The following is a 25,284-nucleotide window of genomic DNA, read 5'->3' as shown; positions in this document are numbered from 1 at the left end:
TGAGAGGATATAAAAAAGCTGCCAATGACGGCAGCTTTTTTCCACTTAATTTTCTGTGTTGATATTAAGTTTTCCATTAGCAGTTTTTCTTGTTTCATTTCCATAATCATCTCGGACGATCACTTCTACTTTTGCTCCTTTTGCTTTAATAGAAGAAGTGGCAGTCCAATAGCCTTCATATCTCCCCGGAGAGATTTCTCTTAACGGGAGTTCGGTGGCATTTTGCACACTCGCTCTTGCATTGGTCAGCGGCATACGAATGGTAAACGTTGCATCTAAATCCTCAGCGCTTGAGAAAGCGATTTTCACAGATTCACCGGCTTTTAAGTTTTTATCCTCTCCCGGAATTAAGCCGGAAATGACAGGCTTGTCAAAATTGACATCAATGACAGCCTTTTTCGTGGTTTTGTTGCCTGCTAAGTCTGTAGCAATCACCTTGATTTCATTGCTTCCATTCTCCAAAAGAATCCGGGCTGAGTATGAACCATCAGTTATTGTTGCTTTTTTGCCATTCACCTTGACGTCTTTCAGATTGTCATCGGATACTGCCCCTTTGACAGTCAGCGTTTCTTTATTTGTTTTCCCGCCATCCTTTGGAGTGTCCAGCGTTAACTCAGGCTTGTCTTGATCAAGCGTGACCGTGATTGGACTGGAGGCATCTGTTGTTCCGTTGTCAGTTGATGCAGTTGCCGTCAGCTCATTATCACCCTTGTTGAGTGTGATGCCTGTCTGGAACGTGCCGTCCGCGGCAGTTTTTGTTTCTCCTGCTTCTTTCTCATCATTATAAATGTGTACCGTTGTACCAGGAGAAGCTTTTCCTTTTACAGTGACGTTCTCCTTATTTGTGTATGACTTGTCTGTCGGTGAAGTAATCTCAGGTACAGCAGCTTCATAATTAACTAATGCGCGAATCATATAGTTGCCGTCCGCTTTGTCACCTGGCTGCCACTTTCCATCTATATACTGCCAGTTGCGGCCGGAATTCTGGCCGGTTTCATCCATTGCCAATCCAGGTGAATACGGATCAGGTTTTGACTGGATATATACGAGATAAAAGTCTCTATCGACCATAATCCCTTTTGAACTGAGATCTACCTTAGTCCACTCGCCATTGCGAAGAGCTTCAGCGTTAAATGGCCCGGCAATTTTCTTGCCCGGTGCTCCGTCTTTTCCTGTAGCATCGTATACCTCAACCTTAAACTCTGTTCCGCCCGGATCAGGGAACTCTGTATCCCAGAATCTGAACAGCCCTCCTGTAAGCATGCCTTTGTCCTTGCCGTCAGCGAGCGTCATTTTTACTGCCCATCCGTTCCCGGCAGCAAAATAGGAATTGGCATTCTCCGCTGTTCCGTCATCATATGCAATTTCACCCGGGTAACCGACAAAAGGCTTCAATGCAGTTTCTTTTGTAACATCACCTTTTAACTCAACGGAAAATTCATCACTGTAATAACCCGGTGCAGCGACTTTAATCGTATAAGCGCCTTCATAGGCCTCCAGCGTATATTCACCTTTGTCGTTTGTCATAGCCGGTTCCACCGCAGCATCCTCTACAACATAAACGGAAGCGCCTTTTACCGGCTCTCCTGTCGTTTTATTGATGACCGTGCCTTTTAATGTGCCCTTCTTCATCTCTTCTAACGTAAAATTAGCTTGTGTCGTCTGATCCGTCTTTAAAGATACTTTTTGTGTTTTCGACTGATAACCATATGCTTCTGCCATAAGCGTATAGTCTCCCGCTTTGTGCTTCAGCGTGTACTGCCCTGTGGATTGATCTGAATATGTTGATTTTCCTGTTTCCACTACACTGACTTGTGCCCTGAGCGGCAAAACTTGAGGCTGTATAGACTTGTTCTGATGTTTTACCGCTGTGTTTGCAGATGGCTTAGCCTTTTTCGGATTTACTGGCTTTTTCTTTTGCTTTCCAGACGGCTTTTCGACGCCCAGCTTATTCTTTTTGACTGTTTTTCCGGCTGATTTGTCAGAAAGCACTACATCATCAATATACCAGCCCTCTTTTGCAATGCTTTCATCAGATTGAAGGTTAAACATCACTTGAATGTTTTGGCCTTTATAAGCCGATAAATCAATTTCTTCCTCCGTCCAGCTTGATGTCTTTCCGTTATAGACACCAGCCTGCTCCCAATTCTTTTCACCTTCCGGAAGAACAAAAACGTAGCCGTAATCAAAATCATCCTCTAAATTGTGCCAGCTTTTAAATTGAAGGAACAGACTTCCTGAATCAGGTGCTTTAATAGGAGGCATAACAAGGTTCATGTTTGCTGAGTTGGCATAATTTCCTGTCAAATTCGTTCCATATACTTTTTCTCCGGATGCTGCTGTATTTGGGCCAGTTGACGGAACTCCCCATTCCCAGTTATTATTTGTTCCGCTCGCAACCCAGCCGCCGGGTGCAGTTTCAAAGTCCTGCTTATATCCCGCCGTGATGCTTGGTTTCACTGTTACATCGTATACGTCAGACGAAACGACATGACCGCCAAAATCGTGAATCATCCACTTATAGCTTAGTTTAGTTCCTTTTATGTCTGGGATCTCTGCTTGATACGTTCCTTTTAGATGATCACCGCTGATTCGTTTAGCCGTTATTTCCGTCCATTCGCCTTGATCAAGCTTGTAGGACAGCTTTACAGATGTCACACTTACATTGTCTTCAGCTGTCAAAGTCAGTGGCAGGCTGCCACCTTCATAAGCTTCAGTTACTTTCTCATGCTGATAGACAGGAGGCTCTTGGTCATCCCCCTCTACAGAAACTTGTCCTTCCGCTTTCCCTAATCCATCTGTAACAGCGGATACAGCATCAAAAGCATTCACCAGACCATGGCCATATCCGTTATTCGGTGAATCAGGAAATGTTGAATCCGTGAGCGGTTCAGCCGTGCTGGTTAATATATCCTCCATCTCATCAACAGAAAGTGAGGCATTCGCCTGTTTCAGCAGTGCAGCAACAGCGGATACATGCGGCCCTGCCATTGATGTGCCGTCCCAACCATCCTCATATGTCTGACCGGGAACGGATGAACGAATATTAACGCCCGGTGCAGATATTTCCGGCTTTATTTCATCATATGGAGATGGCCCTTGAAGAGAAAAGTCAGCGAGCTTTTTATTGATATCAGTCGCTCCAGTTGCAAACGATTCTGGATAGTTTGCCGGATTTGCGATAGAACCAGGCCCGCCGGGAATAAAGAGATCCGTATTCCCCGCTGAAAACTCAGGGAAAATATCGGCCGCACGCCAGGCATTGACCATGTCTCTGTACCATTCATCAAGTCCAGAGCCCCCTCCCCATGAGTTATTGACAACATCAGGAGCCATTTCCGGGTGGGGATTTCCTTCCGCGTCCTTTGGTGCTAAAACCCATTCACCAGCTTCCAAAATGTCAGCATCAGTGCCGCCATCTTCAGAGAACGCTTTAACAGCAATCCATTTTGCGCCAGGCGCTACACCGATTTGATTTGTTCCATCAGGTTCAGAGCCCACCATCGTGCCTGTCACATGGGTTCCATGAGCCAAATCATCATAAGGGCTTGCCTCGCCTGCTACGGCATCATACCAGTTCATTTCATTTTCAGGCTCATTAGGATTTTCCGGATTATATCCGCGATATTTCTCTTTTAATGCCGGATGATTCCATTCCACCCCGGTATCAATGGACGCAACAACCGTGCCAGTTCCATCATATCCAAGTGCCCAAGCTTTTGGGGCATCGATTTGGTCTACATTCCATTCCACACCGTCAGTTGCTTTAATAGCTTTCTGTGCTTTTTTCATATTAAATGGGGAGGATGACTTAAAAAGCTGCCGTTTCTCATTAGGAAGCACCTTTTCCACTTCGGGAAACTGCGCCACTTTTTCCATAACCTCTTTTGAGGCATGAACAGCAATCCCGTTCACCACATAATAAGAATGAATTTGGTCTGCATTTCCTTTATCTTTCTGGGTGTTCAAGTATTTTAGGACATCTTGCTGGGATTCATCGGCTGTGACTTTTAAAGATGACACAACAGCAGAACGCTTTTGATATTCCGTCTTAGCGGCAGACAGCTTCTTCGATTTCGCTTTTTTAACAGCCGCTTTTGCCGCTTTTTCTGTGTTAGCCTGATCTTTAAATTTAATCAGAAAAGTCGTTTTTTCTTTCTTTTTAAAGCTTTTCTTTAATGAACTCGAAATCTTGTTTTGAATGGATTCCGCAGATTGAAGCTCCTTTTTAACAGAAGGTGAGGTGACTTTACTGCTTGCCCCGGCTGCTCCCGGAAACAGCAGTGAACTGATGACAACTGTACTTAAAACAGAGCTGATGAGTCTGTTTTTCGTTTTTTTCCTCATTTTCATCCCCCTTTTTCAACATGCTTTTTAAAAAAAGTGTCGTCCCTCCTTTTAATAATGAATGGTTTGTCAGAACATCGCTGTATATTAACTGTAGACAATCTGAATTACAGATATTGTCGTTTCATGTCATTCAATTTCCATATATATGAAAATGATAAAAATGTCACAAAAATAAATGGGTCTAATTATCTGTTTTGTTACTAAGCGAAGGAAGCAATAGGGAAAAAGACTTTATAAGAAGGAAAGTGTGAAGAGAAAAACAAAAAAGGACAAAATCGAAAACGATTTTGTCCTTTACATTAGCCGCGTTTATTACGGTTTCTTAAGAATGTCGGGATGTCAAGCGTATCATCAGCCGGCTGTGAAGTATGACGGCTTACTGTGTTCTGCTGCTGAGGCTCCTCACGTTTTTGCTCACGCTTCGGAACACTTTGATTGTGTGTTTTGATGCTTTGATTTAAGCTTGGACGCTGAGGCTTCGTCACGTCCTTCTCTTGTTCGATAAAGCCGGTTGCAATCACTGTCACCACAATCTCATCTTTTAGATTTTCATTAATAACAGAACCGAAAATCATGTTTACGTCTTGATCAGACGCCGAAGCGACAATGTCTGCTGCTTCTTGAACCTCATATAGGCTGAGGTTTGTTCCTCCAGTGATGTTCATGAGGACGCCTTGCGCACCGTCAATGGCCGCTTCAAGAAGCGGGCTGGAAATTGCTTTTTTTGCTGCCTCTGCCGCGCGATTTTCCCCAGTAGCAATACCGATACCCATCAAAGCAGATCCTTTGTTTGACATGATTGTTTTCACATCAGCAAAGTCAAGGTTGATAAGACCAGGTGTAGCAATCAAGTCAGAAATACCTTGAACCCCTTGGCGAAGTACGTTATCCGCTTCACGGAATGCTTCAAGCATCGGTGTGTTTTTATCAACAATTTCAAGGATACGGTCGTTCGGGATCACGATCAGTGTATCCACCGCTTCTTTCATTGCCGAGATTCCGCCTGCAGCCTGAAGCTGTCTTTTGCGTCCTTCGAAGGTAAACGGTCTTGTCACAACGCCGACTGTTAATGCGCCTAAGTCTTTCGCGATTTGTGCGATAACCGGTGCGGCACCTGTTCCTGTTCCGCCGCCCATACCAGCTGTCACGAATACCATGTCAGCACCTTTAAGTGCTTCTTCAATCTGCTCTTTGCTTTCTTCAGCGGCTTTTTTCCCGACTTCCGGATTCGCACCTGCTCCCAATCCTCTAGTCAGCTTTGCGCCGATTTGCATTTTCACTTCTGCTTTTGACAGGTTAAGAGCTTGAGCGTCCGTGTTTACCGCGATATACTCTACTCCTTGCACTTCATTTTCAATCATTCGGTTAACGGCGTTGTTACCGCCGCCTCCTACTCCGATTACTTTAATTGATGCTAAGCCGTCTATGTTTGTTTCGAACTCCAACATGCTAAATCCTCCTAATCTGCCGAATGACTATCTATCTATTCCCAAAACATGCTTAATAGTTTTTTCATTTTGCTCTGTTTATTATGTTCGGCTTGTGTTTTTTGTTTTCCTTTTGGCCGCTGCTGCACCTCATTTTGGTGATGATGCTGCTCTTGTTCCTCAGATGATGAGACTGCGATTTCCTGTATCGCTTCTTCAGGCATCTTAAAGCCTATTTTTCTGCCTTGGATTCTTGCATTCCGGCAGGCGAATTGGATCAGGCCCACTCCCGTCATATATTGAGGATCTCTTACACCGATATAATTCGGGCTTGCCACTCTGACATTGTTTTGCAGCACATCCTGTGCCAAAGACATGACACCCGGCATAGCTGCTTGTCCTCCTGTCAGCACGAAGCCTCCCGGCAGATCGGTAATTCCCATACTGCGAAGCTCTTCTGAAACAATTTCAAGAATTTCCTCTACTCTCGCTTCAATGATATTCGCTGCTTCTTGCTGTGTAAATGTTTGTTTTTGATTGGTGCCTATAACGGTTACCTCAAATATTTCATCTTCCGAGGCTTCGTCATAGTAGGCATGTCCAAATTGCTTTTTCACGCGTTCTGCTTCTTCTGTTGACGTTCTCAATCCGATGGAGATATCTTTGGTGATATTTTCGCCTCCGAGAGGAATGACACGGGTAGAAGTGAGATGTCCGTTCTGGAATACGGCAATGGTTGTTGACCCTCCCCCTATATCAATGAGAGCCACACCAAGGTTTTTCTCGTCCTTTGATAATGCAGCAGAACCGGCTGCCAGCGGCTGAAGGCAAATATCAGTTATTTCAATACCAGCTCTTTCAACGCAGCGGAGTAAGTTATGTAAGATTGTTTTTGAACCGGTGATCAAGGTGCCCTCTACTTCTAAACGCACACCCAGCATTTTTTTCGGGTCGGTGATTTCATCTCTTCCATCTACGATAAACTGTTTAGGAATGACGTCAACAATCAGCTGTTCATGCGGTACGGAAACAACCTGTGCCGCCTCCATGACACGGCGTACATCTTCAACCTGAATTTCTTTATTTTCACTGGAAACTGCTACAACACCGTTTGTATCTTGAATATTGATATAATTTCCATTAACGCCGACAATAGCTTTTCTAAGCGGAAAACCTACCATTCTTTCAGCTTGGTCAAACGCTTTTCTTATAGAATGAACGGTCTCATCTATATCAACGATTGAGCCTTTTTTCAACCCTTCAGACGGTACATTTCCCACACCGATAATATTAAGGGAATCATCTGTCATTTCTCCGACGATCACTTTTGTATTGGACGTACCGATGTCAAGACTGACGTAAAGTTCATTGTTGTTCATTCTATGGCACCTCCTCACATTTCGATCATTTCTATTCTATTATTTGCGGAACAACAATACAATGAATGTGGCTTTACAAGTGTGTAACAAAAAATAACAACAGAATATTTTTATGTGCTTTTCACATTTTATGTTTATTGAAAATATTCGTTATATCCTATGTATATCCTCTTTTATATCACATTTTTTTTATTTTTTTTAGAAAGAGTCCACTTTGTTAGTAGATTTCTTCTGATAACGGCTATATTCTGAAATAATCTGACTCCAAATGCGAATATACCTGCTAAATACAAGTCTACACCAAGATGGACTCCCAGAAAAGCTAAACTTATTGCCAATATAATATTAAAAAAGAAACCGGAAACAAATACCATTTCATCATATGTACCTTGTAAATGCGCCCTGATTCCGCCGATTAATGTATCAAGTGCGGCAAGCACCGCAAGCGATAAATAGTTTGAGTATTCACTCGGTATCGTTAAGTTTGTCATTAGTCCAATCGCTATTCCGAGCACCAGTCCCAACACGGGCAGCCACATGACAATTCTCCTCCTTTTCAGTCTTTAAGCAGTTTCAGCTGTTGTACGTCCAGTGGTCTGTCATATGCTTTTAATGTTAGTTTGCTTTCAGATTTACCGGCTTTTAATGCTAAATTTTCAGATGCAAAAAGATCCTCAAGGCCTGACCCCTTCACTCTGCTGTGTAACATGTCCGGATCTTTGGCAAGCACTTTTACTGTTAAAGGATAATCGTCAAGGGCGTATCCGTCTATTTTTGTAGTGCCGTTTATATCTCTGATGACTGTATGATTCACAACTCTTCGCTCGTTAATCGAGATATGCTCTGCACCGTAGGAGTTGAGTTCATTAATCAGCTTTTTCAGCAAATCCGGAGGCGGATTTTCGACCGGCTCTCCTGTTAAGCTTTCAGAAAAAAGCGGGGAAATCGTAATGACAATTCCGCTACCTGTTATATCGGTCATGCCGGCTGTTTTTTTTAAGGATTGCAAGGTATTATTTAGCGCGGTTTCTTTTGTCATTTCTTTCGCTTGCGAATAGCTATTCAGCAGTTTGTCATATTTGTTTATTTCAGACAGCAGCTTTTCCTGCTTCTTCTGCTCTGATGTCAGCTCTTCCCTAATATCCCACATATCTCTTGTATCCCGGACTTTGGGGTGCTTTAACGAATTAAACTGAACAGATATCATCAGGCCGAAGATGACCATAAGCACACTGATGCTTATGAAGGAACGCTTTATTTTCAATCTATTTCACCCGCTTTTTCAGTCATTCCTTCGTTTTCAGAATCGGTTTCATTTGTACGTTTTTCTCTTTTTCTGCCGACACAGAAATATGATCCATTGACAGCTGATCAATTAGGCCTCCTGCGATATTTAACGAGGGTAGCAGGACATCTGGATCTCCAATAGCGGATACCGTAAACGGAGCGGGATGCTGCACCCCGTCTACTGTTACCACAGGACCATTGCATTTGATATACGAATCATGCGTCAAACGCTGTCCATTAACGGCGACAGCTGCCGCTCCTGAGATATACAGTTCGTTTACTACTTGGAAGATATGGCTTTCGTGAACGATGTAACTATTCACATTCTCCCCTTCCGGTATGTATGACGCATCTTCCAATGTCACCTCAACGCCTTCTCCCTGCACACCGACTTCCCCAATATACATCCTGTATTTTTCTGTATCTTCGAGGACATTATAGTATTCCGACTTCTCTTTCTTCAGCTTATTTTCCGCCTGGCGGACTTTGTTTTGCTTTTGATATAATTCTTTTTCAAGCTTCTTATTTTCTTTCTCTTGTTTCAGAAGTTCATCTCTCAGCGCATATTCTTTTTTCCACTCTTCCGTCTCAGCCGCGCTTTTGTTGTTTTCTTTTGTCATTTGAAAAGAAAATGAAATCAAAAAGCCTGCGATAAGCATAATCAAGGAAAGAAGGACTGCTGATTTGCCCCTCAATTTTCATCTTCCTTTTTAGCAGCTTTATCGTTTTTCCCAAACTCTTCAAAATAGGTGGCAACTTCTAAATGAATGATTCCTTTTTTATTGCTGCTTAGCTGAGAAATGATAGAAGGATACGTCTTCATTCGGTCTGCAAACGTTTTAATAGATGCAGTGACAACATAACCGTCGTTCATGTACAACTTAATACGGTTTTCATCCATTTTTACAGGCGTATAATAAATCTCTGAAATCGACTGTTTTAACGAATTTGACAACGCATCGAGCTGCTTGGCCATTTGAGACCGCTTCTTCGCGTTTGTCCAATTCACTAAAATCGGTCCGGCATCATCCGGCGTTACTTCGTTTGGCAGAACTGAGCCGTTTTCAAGCACTTCATAGTACACATCGTCTTTTTCTAAATAAGCAATCGCTTTATATTCTTCGATTGCAATGTTGATTTTATTAGGAAGCGATTTGCTGATCTCCGCTTTTTTCACTAATTTATTTTGCTGAATCTTCTTTTCTGTTTTTTGCTTGTCCAAACTCCAAAACTCAGTATCTCCGCTGTTAATATCGGAAAGGTCGATAATTTCCTTTTTTGATACATTTTCATTCCCTGTAACAGAGATTGTTGATACTTTACTGATTGGTGTTTGCAGGTACACAATGATCAGCACCATAATAAAAAAGAGCATAATAAATGAAATGAGACGGCGGTTTGCCTTTTGTTTCCTCTGCTCTTTAATTTTAGGGATCCGCTCTTCAATGTTAACGATTTTTTCTCGGTCATGACCCGGGTTCATTGCCTGTTCACCTCATTCAAATGAAACAGCTGTTAAAAGTCTGTCTATTCCAAAACAAACGGCATACTATGATGCCGTTTGTCGTTTGCTTACAGTATATCATATGAACAGCTTCAGTCAGAACTTGAATCAGCGATTTCCGCCGATGATTTCAACCTCTGTGTGCATATCAATCTCGTATTTTTCACGGATTGTCTTTTTCACATGGTCAATGAGATCAAGCACATCTTTTGCTGATGCTCCCCCCGCATTGACGATGAAGTTTCCGTGCATCTCCGATATCTTTGCACCGCCGATTTGATATCCTTTCAAGCCTGCTTTTTCTACAAGGTTCCCGGCATGATTGGGAAGCGGATTTCTGAATATGCTTCCCGCACAAGGACTTGAATACGGCTGTGTATTTTTTCTATAGTCTTTATTGCTTTGCATTCGCTGAACGATTGATTCCTTATCCTTCTGCTCCAGCTGCAAAACAGCTTCAAGGCAAACGCCCGGGCGTTTCTTTTGCAGTACAGATGTCCTGTAGCTGAAATCCATCTGCTCATTTGTCAGCCACTCAATCGTTCCGTCTTCAAACAAAATATGCGCTTTGACGAGGATCTCGCTCATATCAGAACCGTGAGCGCCGGCATTCATATAAACCGCTCCGCCGACTGATCCTGGAATGCCGGCAGCAAATTCCAAACCGGACAGGCCTTTTTTGCTCAATGATGTAGCAAGGCGGACCACTGAATAACCGCCTCCGACTGTTACTTGCTCCCCTTCAAGCTCCAAATGGTCAAGACCCGCACCCAGCTTGATTACTACGCCTCTAATTCCTTCATCTAAAACAAGAAGATTTGATCCGCGGCCGATGACTGTCCACTTCACATCATATTTTTTAATCACGTCCATGATGTCTTTAACAGCATCTACACTGCTTGGAATGACCAATACATCCGCAGGTCCGCCGATTTTCATCGTTGTATGATTCGCGAGCGGTTCATTTGCAAGAACCTTGCCGACTTCGCGTTCTTTTAATTCCTGTATCACTTTCTCCATCGTAAACCTCCGCATTCCATTTGCTTTTCTACTATTTTTTTAATTCCTCGAGTACGCTGTATAAACGGGCAGCCGCGTCAGGAACACCGAGTGACTTTGTTCGTTCGCTCATTTCCTTTAACGTTTGCTCATTCAGTACAATCCGGTCTAGCGCTTCAATCAGCTTCTCCCCGCTGAGCTCTGTTTCTTTCAGTACAATCGCCGCATCATGCTGGCCAAGAGATCTCGCATTGACCTCCTGGTGATTCGCTGTCACATATGGACTTGGGATCAGAACACTTGGGATTCCGAGAGCAGTAATTTCGGCAATCGTTGTCGCACCGGCTCTGGCCACAATGACATCAATGGCCTTTAAATACTCAGGCATTTGATGAAGAAACGGCTTTGTGACCATATTATCAGCGGCACCCTTGCTTTTCAGCTCATTCATTACTTTTTCATAGTGAACTTCACCGGTGATATACAGCACTTGATAGTCTCTTGTTTTCAGCGCAACCTGCATGTCAATGACAGCGCGGTTAATCGGTGCAGCGCCTCGGCTTCCGCCGAAAATTAAGACCGTTTTTTTGTCTTCAGAAAGCCCAAATTCAGCCATTGATCGTCCCGTCTTTATTGAGACGACTTCAGAGGCTCTCGGGTTTCCCGTAAATACAACTTTCTCGCTAGGAAAATGTGATTTCGCTTCTTCAAAACAAATCGCTACTTTATTAACATATTTTGAAAGAAACTTATTCGTGATGCCCGGCAGGCTGTTTTGTTCATGGACAATAGTCGGAATTCCCATTTTCGCAGCGGCATAAACAACCGGCCCGCATACATAACCGCCCGTTCCAATTACGGCATCGGGCTTAAATTCCGCTAAATACGATTTACTCTTTTTGACGCCCTTCAGAAAACGCATCACAGTCTTGACATTTTCAAATGACAATTTTCTTTTAAATCCTGTAATTTCAATTGAACGAAACGGTATATTCTCCCGCTCAACAATTTTTTTCTCCAGCCCGTTTTCTGTTCCGATATATAAAAATTCCACATTAGGATGACGTCTTTGCACTTCTTTAATAAAAGCAAGCGCAGGATAAATATGTCCCCCTGTACCGCCTCCGCTTATTGCAATTCGCATTTCTTTTCCCCCAGTCTAAGTTTCTCTATAACATAACGATAACCCTGTTTTGTTGGACAGGGTTATCGCATCAATTGTTTCCAAGCTTCATGTTAGACAGGAAGCATGGACATACATTCGTTAATACCTCGAGTAGCGGCTTACATTCAGCAGCACACCAACTGCCATCAGCATTAGAGTCAATGAAGAGCCTCCGTAGCTCAGAAACGGGAGCGTGATGCCTGTTACAGGAATCAGGCCCGTGACTACGCCGATATTGATCATGACTTGAATGGCAATCATTGAAATAATACCGACTGCGACAAAGCTTCCGTACAGATCAGGCGCACCAAGCGCAATTCTGATTCCTCTCCACAGCAGGACGCTAAAGAGGAGCAAAATAAGTGTTCCCCCGATAAAGCCCAGCTCCTCTGACAAGATGGCGAAAATAAAGTCTGTTTGCGGCTCAGGCAGATAAAAGAACTTCTGTCTGCTTTGTCCGAGCCCCATTCCGAACAACCCGCCGGGCCCCACTGCATAAAGCGATTGAATGATCTGAAATCCGCTTCCGAGCGGATCTTCCCATGGATTTAAGTATGAGGTAATCCGTTTAATTCGATATGGAGCCGATAGTACGAGCCCGACAAATCCGCTGAGGCCGATCAGCCCGAGAAAGACGAAATGGGCGATCCGTGCGCCGGCTACAAAAATCATGACAATACAAGTTCCGACCATTACTGTCCCCGTTCCGAGGTCAGGCTGGCACATGATAATCAAAAATGCTGAAAACACGATGCCAAGTGCAGGGACGAACCCCCGTCTGAACGATGTGATGTTTTTTTGTTTTTCAGAGAGAAATTTAGCAAGGAATGCAATCATCGCAAGCTTCATAAACTCTGAAGGCTGTATGCTGAATGCTCCGACTCCGATCCAGCTTCTTGAACCGTTCCGCACCATTCCGACGCCCGGTATCAAAACAAGCACCAGAAGGAAAAAGCAGATAACCATCAGCAATTTGGACCATGTCCTCCAAGTCCAATAATCGACATTCATGATAAAAAACATAGCAATGACGCCGATTCCCGCAAACAAAAGCTGCCGTTTCGCGAAAAAGAATGAGTCGTCAAATTTATAATCCGCCCATACCGCACTCGCACTGTACACCATAATTAATCCGATTGTTAATAATAATAACGTAATGATGACCAATAACAAATCAGGCGATGTTTTTTTAGTAGTCAAAGCAATCGACACCCCAAGCTTAAAGTCATTAGGGCTGCCGATTTACTTCAAGACAAGCCCTTACTTAAGCATATGCACGGCATCTATAAACATGTCACCGCGTTCTTCAAATGTTTTGAATTGATCCCAGCTCGCACACGCGGGTGACAGCAGGATGACATCTCCTTCATTTGAGAGCGCAAACGCCGCAGATACTGCTTGTTCAACATTATCGACACGTTTGACATGTTGTATTCCCAGTTCATTGCCGAGTTTCTCAAGTTTTGGCGCCGTCTGGCCAAATGTAAGCACTGCTTTGACATGCTTCATATAAGGTTTCAAGTCATCAAAACCATTTCCGCGATCCAGTCCGCCCGCAAGCAGAATGACCGGCTTATCAAAAGCTGAAAGCGCCTTGCTTGTCGCCAGAATGTTTGTTGCTTTACTGTCGTTATAAAATTTGCGGCCATTCACAGTTGTGACATATTGGAGGCGGTGCTTCACACCAGTAAAGCTTGTCAGCACCTTTTTAACCGCCTCATTGGAAGCTCCTGCCGTTTTCACAACTGCAATAGCTGCTAAAATGTTCTCCAGGTTATGAGCACCGGGCAGTACAACCTCTTCCAGAGGAAGAATGGCTTCGCCGTTAAACATAATCATACTGTCTTTTACATATGCGCCCTGTTCAAGCGTTTTGCTGACTGAAAACGGGACGATTTCGGCTTTTCCGGCTTCAGCAAGACGCACGACGGTTTCATCATCCTGGTTGACAATAGCTTTATCTGAAGCAGTCTGATGAAGGTATACTTTCTGTTTCGCTTTTTCATAGTTTTCGCGCGTATGGTGATAATCCAGATGGGCGTCAAATACATTTAAAATCAGGCTGATTTCCGGTCTGAAAGCGTGTGTTCCCATCAGCTGAAACGAAGACAGTTCAGTAACGATCCATTCATCTCCATCAGCATGATAGGCAACCTCACTTGCGACTGTGCCGATGTTTCCGGCAATCAGTGCTTTTTGCGAGTCAGCTTTGAGCATTTCGTAAATTAGCGTTGTCGTGGTCGTTTTACCGTTCGATCCGGTAATCCCGATAAACTTGGCGCTGGTCAGGTAGTAAGCGAGCTCAATTTCCGTCCAAACCGGAATGCCTCTTTTCTCCGCTTCCTGAACCATAATATTTTCATAAGGAATTCCCGGGTTTTTGATCAGAATCGTGATTTGATGCTGATCGAACAGAGAAACTGGATGCTCTCCGCAAACAACTTCGATTCCTTTTTCAGAAAGCTTTTGTGCCGGTTCATTTTCTTCAAAAGGCTTTTGATCATTGACTGCAACATAAATGCCTTTTTCATGAAGAATGGAGGCCGCCGCATATCCGCTTTTCGCAAGCCCAAGGATTAAAAAATGCTGTTTCTGTAAAAATTGATCATTTTCCACTTATAACCACACCTCGATGTAAATTCCTAAAACGGCAAGCAAAAGTCCCGCAGCCCAAAACGTCACGACTACTCTCCATTCAGACCAGCCGACAAGCTCATAATGGTGATGAAGCGGACTCATTTTAAAGATTCGTTTACCTGTCGTTTTAAAGCTGATGACCTGCAAAATAACAGATAATGTCTCGATAACGAATACACCGCCGATGATAACCAGCAGGATCTCTAATTTCGTTAAAATGGCAATGGTAACGATGGCTCCTCCCAATGCAAGCGATCCCGTATCTCCCATAAAAACTTTGGCCGGATGAGCATTAAATACAAGGAAGCCCAGAACTGCACCGACAACGGCAACTGAGAAAATCGCTACGTCATATTGAGACTGATTCCATGCCAGAATGGCAAAGGCGCCAAAGGCAATCGCCGCAGTACCGGATAATAACCCGTCAAGGCCGTCAGTCAGGTTAACTGCGTTTGATCCGCCGACTAGCATAAAGAGCACAAGGATAAAGTAAGCCCAGCCAAGATCAAATGATAAGTCAGTTCCAGGAATGCGAATATCAGTCGCAAAATTGTAGTAATGATACACGGCGTAAAATACAACTGCAATAATAATTTGTCCGATCAGCTTTTGCTTTGATGTCAACCCAAGATTGCGCTTCATGACAACCTTGATGTAATCATCTAAAAAGCCAAGCAAACCGTAGCCTAGCGTAACAAACAGAAGCAGCACCATTTCGGGGCTTATTTCTGAAAACTTCTGTGTCATCACAATTGTTGTCACTATGATAGAAAGTATGATCATGACCCCGCCCATTGTCGGTGTCCCTGATTTTTTCTGATGTGATTTCGGTCCTTCTTCTCTAATACTCTGGCCGAATTTTAATCTTCTTAAAAACGGAATAAGAATCGGAGAGAGCAGAACACTAATTAAAAACCCCATTAAAATTGTAAACAGAATGACTTGCTCAAGCATTGTCCTTTTCTCCTCCTGTTTCTTTCAAACGACATACGTAGTTATCATATTCATGATTTTTTTCCATATGAAAAATCTTTTCAAGCTCCATTATTCAGTAACATCTCTTTCCTATGAATTCGTCTTATTCTTATTGAGTTCAACAATGGCTCTCGCCGCTACTTCAGCATCATCAAAATCGAAAGTTTCATTTCCGATCTGCTGATAGGTTTCATGTCCTTTTCCGGCAATGAGGACAACGTCGCCTTTTTTGGCATTGGCAATTGCGAAAAAGATCGCCTGCTCGCGGTTTGCAATACTGTGATAGTATGCGTTCTCTACTCCGGCTTCCATATCTCTTAAAATCGCGCGAGGATCTTCGCTTCTCGGGTTATCTGACGTGAAAATCGGCTCGTCAGCCAGCTCCACAGCAATTTTAGCCATTTTCGGGCGCTTCGTCTTATCTCTGTCTCCTCCGCAGCCGACAACGACAAATAGCTTTCCTTCCGTCATATCTCTACATGTCTCCAGTACATTTTCAAGGCTGTCCGGTGTGTGCGCGTAGTCTACAATGACAGGAAACTCCTGCTGCTGATTGACCAATTCAAAACGGCCTCTTACACCATGCAATTCTTCAACAGCCTCAGTGATGATTTCAAACGGTATGCCTGCTGCAATACATGTCGCAACAGCGGCCAGCACGTTATACACATTAAATTGTCCGACGAGAGACATCGTGATGTGCTTCGTGCCTTTGTTTGTCACGAGATCAAAGCTTGTGCCCTGTGCAGTGATACTGATGTTCTTCGCCATCACATCAGCATCGTTTTTAATTCCATATGTAGAGATATGCGCCGCTGTTACCTTTTCAAAATAAGCGCTCGCCTCATCGTCAGCATTCAGGACGGCACGCTTTGGATGTTCATGGTTGAAAGCCCCGCCAAGCTGGGAAAAGAGCAAGCTTTTTGCATGCCGGTACTCATCCATCGTTTTATGATAGTCCAGATGGTCCTGTGTTAAATTCGTAAACACGGCAATATCATAATCACAGCCATGGACGCGCCCTAAAGACAAAGCGTGGGAAGAAACCTCCATGATTGCAGTGTCAACGTGCTTGTCATTCATTTTCTTAAACGTTTTCTGCAGCGTGACGCTTTCCGGAGTCGTGTTTTTAACAGGAAGTGTTTCGTCTCCGATTTTCATGTACATTGTACCGATCAAGCCTGTGCGTTTTCCCGCTTTTTTCAGAATCTCATCGACCATGTGGGTCGTTGATGTTTTGCCGTTTGTCCCTGTTATGCCAATCAGCTGAAGCTTCTTCGTCGGCTGTCCGTAAAACGCATCAGACAAAACGCTGAGCGCGCGAAGTGACTGCCGGACAATAATAACAGGAACATTCACATCGACCTCTCTTTCTGCCACAATAGCCGCTGCGCCGTTTTCTACTGCTTTTTGCGCAAAATCGTGGCCATCCACCGTATACCCTTTTACACATACAAAAAGACTCCCTTTCTTTACTTCTCTGGAGTCCATCTCAATTGAAGTTATTTCAGGGTCTTGTGAGTCGTTTACAGAAGGTTCGGTTGTTAAGTATGTAAGCAGCTTTGTAAGTTTCATCGTATCAAACCTCTCAACATTCTAATTCGTTCTTTTTATCATTGAAGTCACATCAAATGATGTGGTAATGATTTTAAGCATACAGTTCATATTTTAGCGTAAATAAAAGGATACATCCAGCTAATCTTGAAAGTTATCAGCATTTTTTCTGCAATAAAAGAATAGGCAGCCCGAATCAATCGGCTGCCTCCTTTTCATCTTCTTCAGTCAAATACACGCGTATCTTTGAGCCTTCTTTTACTTTCGTTCCGGCAGCTGGCGATTGTTTAACGATTTTGCTCCCTTTCCCGGAAGCATCCACATTGAGATTCACCAATAGTGACTCAAGATCTGAGACAGACATCCCTACAACATTCGGAACTTCTATTGTTTTTGTGTCGTTCCATTGGTATTTTTTCTCGATTTGATTTTTCCGGGGCTTCACACCAAGTTCCGGCAGACTGTCTCTCATAATATTTCCGACAATAGGCGCTGCAACCGTTCCCCCAAATTGAATCGTGCCTTTCGGGTTATCCACCGCAACGTAGACGACTAGACTCGGATCATCAGCTGGCGCGAAACCGATAAATGATACAATATGGTTGTTTTCAAGGTATTTTCCATCTTTAACCTTTTGCGCAGTTCCCGTTTTTCCTCCGACACGATATCCTTCTACAAATGCATTGCGGCCGGTGCCTTCTGCGACGACGCTTTCTAGAGCATAGCGGATTTGTTTGGATGTTTCCTCAGAAATGACTTGTTTCTTTGCGATTGGTGATTGTTTTTTGACCGTTTTCTTCGTAACAGGATCGATCCATTCCTTTGCAATATAAGGTGTGTAGAGCGTTCCTCCGTTTACAGCGGCGGATACTGCTGCAACCTGCTGAATCGGCGTGACGGATACTCCCTGTCCGAAAGCCGTAGTTGCTTGCTCCACCGGGCCCACTCTCTCAAGCGGGAATAAGATGCCTGTTCCCTCGCCTTGGAGATCAATCCCCGTTTTTTGTCCAAAACCAAAGTCTTTGATATATTTGAAAAGCTTTTCCTTTCCTAAGCGCTCGCCTAATTCAACAAACCCCGGGTTGCAGGAGTTCTGCACAACTTCCAGATACGTCTGCAGCCCGTGCCCGCCTCTTTTCCAGCACCGCAGTCTCGCTCCGTCCACTTCCGCATGCCCTTTATCATAAAATTGATCCCGTTTCAAATTTACTTTTTGCTCTTCAAGGGCTGCTGCAAGTGTAATAATTTTAAAGGTAGATCCCGGTTCATACGTGCTCCATACTGGCAGATTTCGATTGTAGACGGACGGATCAACAGATTGGTAATCAGCAGGGTCGAAGTCAGGCCTGCTAGACATCCCCAAAATTTCTCCGTTTTTCGGATTCATGGCTACGGCAATCATGCCGTCCGGATGATATTTGGCCTCAGCGTTATCAAGCTCTCTTTCCATTATCGTCTGGACCTTTGAATCAACCGTCAGCTTCATATCAAGCCCATCCTTAGGCGGCGTATAGTCATCCGCTTCATCAGGCATTTTTTTACCCTTGGCATCTGTATAAAACTTAACAGAACCTTTTTCCCCTTTTAAATCATCGTCGTAATAGGCTTCAAGTCCAAGGAGCCCTTGGTTGTCAATTCCTGCAAATCCAAGCACATGAGATAAAAAGCTGCCGAACGGGTAATGACGGATACTGTCCTCCGCAACATACACACCTTTTAAATCAAGCGCTTTGATTTCTTTCGCCTTCTCATTTGAAATTTTTCTCCCTTCAGGAGTGATCTTTTCGATTGACGCTTTTTTTGTCACATGTTTATATACTTTTTCTTCTGACATATTGAGCACCGCCGCAAGCTGCTTGCTCGTTTTCATCGGATTCTGAACTTGGCGCGGCACGACGAATACGGTCGGCGCACTTTTGTTTGTTGCGAGCTTCACACCATTCCGATCCAGTATCTCGCCTCTCTCCGGCTCAAACGGCAAGTTCCGGCTCCAGGAATCTTTCGCCAGCGAAGTCAGTTTTTCGCCCATCACAAACTGAACATACCCCAGCCTTGTATCAATGATCAGAAACACGATCACGCCAAAAAGCAAAACAAATAATAAACGTTTTCTAACCGTTACATTCGAGACGCGCAAGAGACCGTTCACTCCTTATTTAGGCTTGTTTCATTTTATGCCTGAAATTGGACAGGTAGAACGATGCTCCTCTGAAGGCATAAAAAAAGAAAGCCTGCATAACGCAAGCTTTCTTTTTAATCAGGATTTTTAAACTTAACCTTGATTACGGTTTTGTCTTTGATTTCTTTGTCTTTCTTAACACTTTGGCTGACAGCGTAGCCTTGCCCGTTTACTTCAATATGAATTCCCGCGAGCTCGCCGTACTGAAGAACCTCTCTTCTCGACCAGCCTGTCATATCAGGCATTTTGATTTTGCCGTCCGTTTTCAGGAAGACCTTTTGATTGGTGAGAACTTCCTCATCCGCTTTCGGATACTGTTCTTTTACAGCGACATCACTGCCGATGACAATTGGTGTGAGATTCTCCTCTTTTGCTTTCTTTTGAGCAGCAGCTACCGTTTGATCTGTTAAATCAGGCATTGTCTGCGCTTTTGTTTCTTCCTTATCTGAGTCAGATTTTTCAGTTGGTTCAATGTTCAGGTAGTGCAGGCTGTTTTTCATTGTTGGGTTGAAGATTTCAGATACTGGTTCTGAACTGCTCTGTCCTGCTTTTAACTGCGGCTGCTGTACAGCAACATAAATTAAAAGCTCAGGATCATCTTTTGGTGCCATACCCATAAACGAAAAGATATAGTTATCTGTGCCGTCTAAATATCCGCCTTTACCGGCTATTTGCGCAGTACCTGTTTTCCCGGCAACATCAAAACCTTCGATTTTATAAGCTTGCCCTGTTCCGATCTTCGATGTAACGACTTCTCCCAATATATCCCGCACCTTTTTCGCTGTGCTTGCAGAAATTGGGGTTCCGGCTGATTCCGGCTTATTTTGATAAATAGTTTTATCTTTATCTGGGTCAACGATATGGTCAATGACATAAGGTTTCATCATTTTGCCGTCATTCGCAATTGCCGTCGCGGCCTGAAGCTGCTGAATTGGTGTGACCGCAGACGCTTGTCCGTATGCAGTTGACGCCTTATCAAATTCATATTTAAAGTTGATTTTACTGGAGACTTCTCCTGGCAAATCAATACCTGTTTTCTGGTAAAAATTGAATTTGTGCAAATATTGATTGAGGCGGTCATATCCCAGCTTTTCTTTCGCAAGTTTCGCAAAAGCGACATTCGACGATCTTAGGACGCCGTCATGATAGGTTGTCGGACCCCAGCCAACGCCTCCATTATGGTCCCTAACAGGTGCTCCGCCAACTTCAAATGTCCCTGACTTATATTGTTCGTTCGCATTAAACACGTTTTCCTGCATCGCAGCAGCGAGTGTAAAGATCTTCATCGTGGATCCGGGTTCATACGCATATGAAATCAAATCATTATAGTAGTTTGTCACATCACGCTTGTTCGGATCAAAGCTTGGGCGCTGTCCCATAGCAAGGACTTTGCCCGTTTTCGGATCGACAACTGCGGCCATGATTTTTTTCGGATTATACTTTTGCGCTACTTTTGTCATGCTGTCTTCTAAAAAGGTTTGAATTTTCTGGTCAATGGTTAAATATACATTGTCACCATTTTTTGGCGCTGTAATTTTATTTTTGCTGTTCGGGAGCTCCCAGCCGGATTTGTCGCTTTCATATGTCACATATCCGTCGCGCTCCTTCAAATACTTATCCAGCACTTTTTCTAACCCCATCGCGCCGGAAATTTCATTTGTGTCTTGATCAACCTCGGCATAGCCGATTAAATTGGATGCGAAAATACCATTTGGATAGTAGCGTTTTGTATCCCGCAAAAATGAAATGCCCGGGAGTTTCATTTTTTCAATTTTTTGCTTTTGTGAATACGTAATATCCCGGCCAGCTGAGCCAAACTCGACTTGTTTTGCATCTTTATTTAAGATATCAAGGATGTCGGCCTTGTCCAAGTTTATCACTTTAGACAATGCTTCCGCCGTTTTTTCTTTGTTTACAACATGCTGAGGATGCTTGACATCAGTGGTCATTTTTTTATCGAGAATCGCAATCAGTTTATACGTCGCTGTGTCCTCTGCAATGACTTTTCCTTTTCGGTCTAAAATCGAGCCGCGGCTCGCTTCGATGGTCCGTTTCTTTTCATGCTGCTCTGTCGCTTTTGTCGCAAGCACTTCGCCGTTCGCTTTTCCGGTTATTTGAATATATGCCATTCTCCCCAGGATGACAAAGAAAAAGAGAGCGAAACAAATACTTAGAATCGCTGCTCCTCTATTCATAAATTTATTCTTTTTTGGCATTTGAATCATTCCTGTATGTTTTTCACTTTTTTATCTTTTAAATTCAAGCCGTTCTTTTTCGCAATGTCCATAATGCGCTGCGGTTTGCTTAAATCAGCAACGCTTTTTTCGAGGTCACCAATTTGCTTATTTTCGGATGAAATTTGCTCCTCAAGCTTTTGCACCTCAATATTGGTTTGATATGCCGCATACGCCTTCGATACGATCAAAAGCGATACGCTGAGCACCGCCGCAGCAAAGAGGACAAGAAGCACTTTTTCTCCGAGAGTAATGGAAGCCCTTTTCTTGACAATCACTTTTTTCTCAGGACTGATCGCATGCCGCTGCTGTTTCTCTGGTTGGTAAGCTAAATTGCTCATAGGCTGATGACCTCCTTTTAATTTTGCGTTCGCGTTTCGTTATTTTCTTTTTTCAGCAATCCGAAGCTTGGCAGAACGAGCCCGGTTGTTCTCTTCAAGCTCTTCTTGAGATGCCGTAATCGGTTTTCGTGTGATGAGCTTCAGCTCCGGTTCAAACTCTTCCGGTATAACAGGAAGCCCCGGAGGAAGTTCCGGAAGCGACGACTTTTCTTTAAAAGTGGTTTTGCAAATTCTGTCTTCTAGCGAGTGGAAGGTAATGACCGATACCCTGCCCCCTGGCTTCAGAACCTCAATTGCCTGCTCCAAAGCTTCTTCAAACACCCTAAGTTCATCGTTTACGGCAATTCTGATTGCCTGAAACACGCGTTTAGCGGGATGTCCGCCGCTCCTTCTCGCTGGAGCGGGAATCGCGTCTTTTATTAGATCGACCAGTTGGCCCGTAGTTTGAATAGGAGACTTCATTCTTGCCTCCTCAATTTTTCTGGCGATCTGTTTACTGAACTTCTCTTCTCCGTATTTAAAGAAAATACGGACGAGATCCTCATAGCGCCACTCATTAACGACTTCTTTCGCCGAAAGCGTAGCCGACTGGTCCATCCTCATGTCCAACGGTGCGTCATGATGGTAACTGAATCCGCGCTCAGGTGTATCCAGCTGCGGAGAGGACACCCCTAAATCAAATAAAATACCGTCTACTTCTGTAATGCCTTGTTCATTCAAACATTCTTTTAAATACCTGAAATTGCTTTTAATCAGAATGAGCTGTCCTTTATAATCGGACAACACTTCTTTAGCATGCTGTAATGCCGTATCATCTTGGTCAAAAGCGATTAAACGCCCCTTCTCGGATAACTGCTGCAATAAGTATGTACTATGCCCAGCTCCGCCGAGTGTGCAGTCTACATATGTACCGTCTGGTTTAATATTAAGTCCGTCTACGGTTTCACGAAGAAGTACTGTCTTGTGTTGAAACATATTGTGTTGGTCCCACCTTTTATCAGGATGAATTGAAATTGTTTTTAGAGTGTTATACACGAAGAATCATTATATATCAAACCCAATCATGTTTTCAGCAATTTCAGCAAATGAATCTTCTTGCTCTTCTGTGTATTGTTCCCAAATTACTTTACTCCACAATTCAATTCGATTAGAAACCCCGATAACAACACATTCTTTTTCCAGTTTGGCGTAATTCAATAGAGATGATGCGATATTTACCCTGCCTTGCTTGTCCAGCTCGCATTCAGTCGCCCCTGAAAAGAAGAAACGGGTAAACGCGCGGGCATCTTTCTTTGTGAGAGGAAGAGCTTTTAGTTTTTCTTCAATTTGTTTCCATTCGTGCATAGGGTAGCCGAAGAGACATTGGTCAAGTCCTCTAGTCAGCACAAATTGCTCACCTAGGCCTTCTCTGAATTTAGCGGGTACGATCATGCGGCCTTTCGCATCGATGGTATGCTGATATTCACCCATAAACATGATCTCTTGCCCCACTTTCTCTCCTTAACTCACCACTATTCACCACTTCGCTCCACAACTTCATTTTACACTGTTTACCCATAAAAAAAAACCCTGAACTAGTCAGGGTTCTTTAAAACTTTATTTCAAAGTTTGACAACTTGATGTTGATTTTGAAAAGAAAATGGCAGATTCTTGAATGTCGTGAAGAATTTTGGACCGTACCTGTTCAAATAATACATGATATTCCAAATCCGTTCTTGCGGCGCAAGAAGCGGCTTAATGCTATTTTGAATTCTTTCATAATCCTTCAAGACGTAGCCTTCTTTTTCTTCAATTCGCTTCGTTACCGTGCGCTCTAAGAATTGAAGCTGATCCTGAATAAAAGCGGCATTTTTCAGGAGTAAAGGTTCCATGCTTTGATCAACCTTTAACGCCTCCTGCCTGACCGTCTTGTGAATCGCTTCAATTTGGCTTTTCGCCTGATCCATCACCGCCGTAAACTCTTCCGGAATCTGGCGCTCGAAGTATGTCTCTCTTTGATTCTCCGTTCCGCGCTCAATCGCGTCTTGTAACGAGATATTCCGTTCAGCCAGTTTTTTCTCAATATGCCGCTCAAGTATCGTAATGTTCAGCCTTGGCATGACAGGAGGCATTTTAAAGCCCATCACCGCAAAAGCCTGTTTGAGCTCGCCCCAATAATTGATTTCTCCAGGCCCTGCAATAAATGCTAAAGTCGGAATGAGAAATTCCTGCATTAACGGCCTCGTTACAACATTGTTGCTGAAACGCTCTGGATGTTCTTCCATATGTGTATGAAGTTCATCCCTCGTCCATCCTAGATCAAGCTCTTTGATGACAAATCGGCCGTTGTCTTTTTCAATTAAAAAACGCTCTTCTTCGTATTCATAAAACAGATTCGCCTGCTCTTTTCCGGACTCGATAATCGGTTTGTAGCCTGCTTGACGCATGAAGTCCTGCTGATCTGATACAGCGCGGGCGAGTTCATCATTTTCTCGAAGAATCTTTTGGAACATGGCCGTTTCCAGCTTTTTAATCCCCGGATCTCCAGAATTTAATAAAACTAAGCCCTCTTCTTGGAACAAATCCGCGATCAGCAGCTCAAAGAAGTCAGTAAACGTAACAGATTCCCTTAAACATCGTTTCACATTGTCGAGAAGTGTATTCGTATGGTCTGTTTCTTCAAAAGCGGCAAAAACATCATCTATCCACGCGGCACACTTTTCCTGATCAAGCGATGTACTCGCTGCTGATGATTTCTTCCAATAAGACTGAGGCAGCTTTTTTTTCACAGGCCCATTCTCTTCAGATGTGTGAACAAAATTAATCTCATCCAAATCGTGGTCTTCTCCAGCCACCCAGAAGATTGGTATGACAGGCACTTGCAGTTCCTTTTCTTGTTGCTTTGCTAAAACAATGATTGAAATGATTTTATGTATGGTGTAAAGCGGTCCTGTTAAAAGTCCTGCCTGCTGTCCGCCGACTACAGCGGCACTTGACGGGTCCTTCAGCTTCTCAATAGCAGACTGCATCGCACTTGAACCGAATTTATTATGGTAAGAGGTTAAGTACGCCGCCAATTCCTCTCTTGCGAAAAACCGGGAAGATAAGTCTTCCAGTCTTTCTCGCCACATGTCCTTATGATGAATACTGTAATCAAAAAAAGAAGACATTTCTTCTTTGCCATCTATATAGTGCTGTACAAACACATTCTGATTTTTGATGGAAAGTTCAGTTAGCTGCATCTTCTAGAACTTCCTTTCTCCAATAAATAGTT

19 protein-coding genes are annotated in these 25,284 nt (G+C 43.5%); all 19 read right to left on the bottom strand.

Going from position 1 to position 25,284, the window contains the following annotated elements; all coding sequences use genetic code 11:
* Window positions 1-45 precede the first annotated feature (45 nt).
* Entirely contained in the window at window positions 46-4,347 is a 4,302-nt protein-coding gene (locus NYE20_RS08615; protein WP_163135694.1) for a bacillopeptidase F, read from the bottom strand.
* Between the two features lie 302 nt (window positions 4,348-4,649).
* Entirely contained in the window at window positions 4,650-5,798 is a 1,149-nt protein-coding gene (gene ftsZ, locus NYE20_RS08610) for a cell division protein FtsZ (RefSeq protein WP_021479331.1), read from the bottom strand.
* 35 nt (window positions 5,799-5,833) lie between these two features.
* A complete protein-coding gene (gene ftsA, locus NYE20_RS08605; protein WP_003232169.1) occupies window positions 5,834-7,156 on the bottom strand; it encodes a cell division protein FtsA in 1,323 nt (440 codons plus the stop codon).
* 173 nt (window positions 7,157-7,329) lie between these two features.
* Window positions 7,330-7,695, bottom strand: coding sequence for a small basic family protein (locus NYE20_RS08600; RefSeq protein WP_003238683.1), 366 nt, complete (start codon window positions 7,693-7,695; stop codon window positions 7,330-7,332).
* A gap of 17 nt (window positions 7,696-7,712) precedes the next feature.
* Window positions 7,713-8,420 carry a DUF881 domain-containing protein gene (locus NYE20_RS08595; RefSeq protein ID WP_080529288.1) on the bottom strand — a complete coding sequence of 236 codons (708 nt, stop codon included), beginning with the start codon at window positions 8,418-8,420 and terminating at the stop codon, window positions 7,713-7,715.
* A 22-nt stretch (window positions 8,421-8,442) separates the two neighbouring features.
* A complete protein-coding gene (locus tag NYE20_RS08590; RefSeq protein ID WP_015483203.1) occupies window positions 8,443-9,138 on the bottom strand; it encodes a DUF881 domain-containing protein in 696 nt (231 codons plus the stop codon).
* Window positions 9,135-9,926, bottom strand: a complete 792-nt coding sequence (divIB, locus tag NYE20_RS08585; RefSeq protein WP_021479335.1) for a cell division protein DivIB — start codon at window positions 9,924-9,926, stop codon at window positions 9,135-9,137. Before divIB ends, NYE20_RS08590 begins: the two co-directional genes overlap by 4 nt.
* A 129-nt stretch (window positions 9,927-10,055) precedes the next feature.
* On the bottom strand, window positions 10,056-10,967 hold the full coding sequence (gene murB / locus NYE20_RS08580) for a UDP-N-acetylmuramate dehydrogenase (RefSeq protein WP_021479336.1): 912 nt from the start codon (window positions 10,965-10,967) through the stop codon (window positions 10,056-10,058).
* Between the two features lie 31 nt (window positions 10,968-10,998).
* Window positions 10,999-12,090 (bottom strand): undecaprenyldiphospho-muramoylpentapeptide beta-N-acetylglucosaminyltransferase, encoded by a 1,092-nt coding sequence (gene murG / locus NYE20_RS08575; protein ID WP_120028069.1) that lies wholly within the window; start codon window positions 12,088-12,090, stop codon window positions 10,999-11,001.
* A gap of 120 nt (window positions 12,091-12,210) precedes the next feature.
* Entirely contained in the window at window positions 12,211-13,311 is a 1,101-nt protein-coding gene (gene spoVE / locus NYE20_RS08570) for a stage V sporulation protein E (protein ID WP_003244810.1), read from the bottom strand.
* 60 nt (window positions 13,312-13,371) lie between these two features.
* On the bottom strand, window positions 13,372-14,727 hold the full coding sequence (gene murD / locus NYE20_RS08565) for a UDP-N-acetylmuramoyl-L-alanine--D-glutamate ligase (RefSeq protein ID WP_003232189.1): 1,356 nt from the start codon (window positions 14,725-14,727) through the stop codon (window positions 13,372-13,374).
* Window positions 14,728-15,702 carry a phospho-N-acetylmuramoyl-pentapeptide-transferase gene (gene mraY / locus NYE20_RS08560; protein ID WP_003232192.1) on the bottom strand — a complete coding sequence of 325 codons (975 nt, stop codon included), beginning with the start codon at window positions 15,700-15,702 and terminating at the stop codon, window positions 14,728-14,730. It abuts the gene before it with no gap.
* A gap of 111 nt (window positions 15,703-15,813) precedes the next feature.
* Entirely contained in the window at window positions 15,814-17,298 is a 1,485-nt protein-coding gene (locus tag NYE20_RS08555; protein ID WP_003245326.1) for a UDP-N-acetylmuramoyl-L-alanyl-D-glutamate--2,6-diaminopimelate ligase, read from the bottom strand.
* 175 nt (window positions 17,299-17,473) lie between these two features.
* Window positions 17,474-19,414 carry a stage V sporulation protein D gene (locus NYE20_RS08550; protein ID WP_003245048.1) on the bottom strand — a complete coding sequence of 647 codons (1,941 nt, stop codon included), beginning with the start codon at window positions 19,412-19,414 and terminating at the stop codon, window positions 17,474-17,476.
* A 116-nt stretch (window positions 19,415-19,530) separates the two neighbouring features.
* Complete coding sequence (gene pbpB / locus NYE20_RS08545) at window positions 19,531-21,681, bottom strand: penicillin-binding protein 2B (RefSeq protein ID WP_169037492.1); 2,151 nt, start codon at window positions 21,679-21,681, stop codon at window positions 19,531-19,533.
* Window positions 21,678-22,031, bottom strand: coding sequence for a cell division protein FtsL (ftsL, locus tag NYE20_RS08540; RefSeq protein ID WP_003232200.1), 354 nt, complete (start codon window positions 22,029-22,031; stop codon window positions 21,678-21,680). The genes pbpB and ftsL overlap by 4 nt, the downstream gene beginning before the upstream one ends.
* Before the next feature lie 39 nt (window positions 22,032-22,070).
* Complete coding sequence (rsmH, locus tag NYE20_RS08535; RefSeq protein ID WP_014479723.1) at window positions 22,071-23,006, bottom strand: 16S rRNA (cytosine(1402)-N(4))-methyltransferase RsmH; 936 nt, start codon at window positions 23,004-23,006, stop codon at window positions 22,071-22,073.
* 69 nt (window positions 23,007-23,075) lie between these two features.
* Complete coding sequence (gene mraZ, locus NYE20_RS08530; RefSeq protein WP_003221402.1) at window positions 23,076-23,507, bottom strand: division/cell wall cluster transcriptional repressor MraZ; 432 nt, start codon at window positions 23,505-23,507, stop codon at window positions 23,076-23,078.
* 125 nt (window positions 23,508-23,632) lie between these two features.
* On the bottom strand, window positions 23,633-25,252 hold the full coding sequence (bshC, locus tag NYE20_RS08525) for a bacillithiol biosynthesis cysteine-adding enzyme BshC (RefSeq protein ID WP_064671355.1): 1,620 nt from the start codon (window positions 25,250-25,252) through the stop codon (window positions 23,633-23,635).
* Window positions 25,253-25,284: the final 32 nt, after the last annotated feature.

It is taken from the genome of Bacillus sp. FSL R5-0416 (assembly GCF_037975425.1).
Lineage (GTDB): Bacteria > Bacillota > Bacilli > Bacillales > Bacillaceae > Bacillus > Bacillus subtilis.
Note: the sequence above shows the minus strand (reverse complement) of the source record. Positions and strands in the feature narration are given on the sequence as shown.

What these genes read in the sequence shown, in the direction of transcription:
- NYE20_RS08615 (WP_163135694.1), bottom strand. Translation starts at nt 4,347, where the DNA reads ATGAGGAAAAAAACGAAAAACAGACTCATCAGCTCTGTTTTAAGTACA.
- ftsZ (WP_021479331.1), bottom strand. Translation starts at nt 5,798, where the DNA reads ATGTTGGAGTTCGAAACAAACATAGACGGCTTAGCATCAATTAAAGTA.
- ftsA (WP_003232169.1), bottom strand. Translation starts at nt 7,156, where the DNA reads ATGAACAACAATGAACTTTACGTCAGTCTTGACATCGGTACGTCCAAT.
- NYE20_RS08600 (WP_003238683.1), bottom strand. Translation starts at nt 7,695, where the DNA reads ATGTGGCTGCCCGTGTTGGGACTGGTGCTCGGAATAGCGATTGGACTA.
- divIB (WP_021479335.1), bottom strand. Translation starts at nt 9,926, where the DNA reads ATGAACCCGGGTCATGACCGAGAAAAAATCGTTAACATTGAAGAGCGG.
- murB (WP_021479336.1), bottom strand. Translation starts at nt 10,967, where the DNA reads ATGGAGAAAGTGATACAGGAATTAAAAGAACGCGAAGTCGGCAAGGTT.
- murG (WP_120028069.1), bottom strand. Translation starts at nt 12,090, where the DNA reads ATGCGAATTGCAATAAGCGGAGGCGGTACAGGGGGACATATTTATCCT.
- mraY (WP_003232192.1), bottom strand. Translation starts at nt 15,702, where the DNA reads ATGCTTGAGCAAGTCATTCTGTTTACAATTTTAATGGGGTTTTTAATT.
- NYE20_RS08555 (WP_003245326.1), bottom strand. Translation starts at nt 17,298, where the DNA reads ATGAAACTTACAAAGCTGCTTACATACTTAACAACCGAACCTTCTGTA.
- pbpB (WP_169037492.1), bottom strand. Translation starts at nt 21,681, where the DNA reads ATGATTCAAATGCCAAAAAAGAATAAATTTATGAATAGAGGAGCAGCG.
- ftsL (WP_003232200.1), bottom strand. Translation starts at nt 22,031, where the DNA reads ATGAGCAATTTAGCTTACCAACCAGAGAAACAGCAGCGGCATGCGATC.
- rsmH (WP_014479723.1), bottom strand. Translation starts at nt 23,006, where the DNA reads ATGTTTCAACACAAGACAGTACTTCTTCGTGAAACCGTAGACGGACTT.
- mraZ (WP_003221402.1), bottom strand. Translation starts at nt 23,507, where the DNA reads ATGTTTATGGGTGAATATCAGCATACCATCGATGCGAAAGGCCGCATG.
- bshC (WP_064671355.1), bottom strand. Translation starts at nt 25,252, where the DNA reads ATGCAGCTAACTGAACTTTCCATCAAAAATCAGAATGTGTTTGTACAG.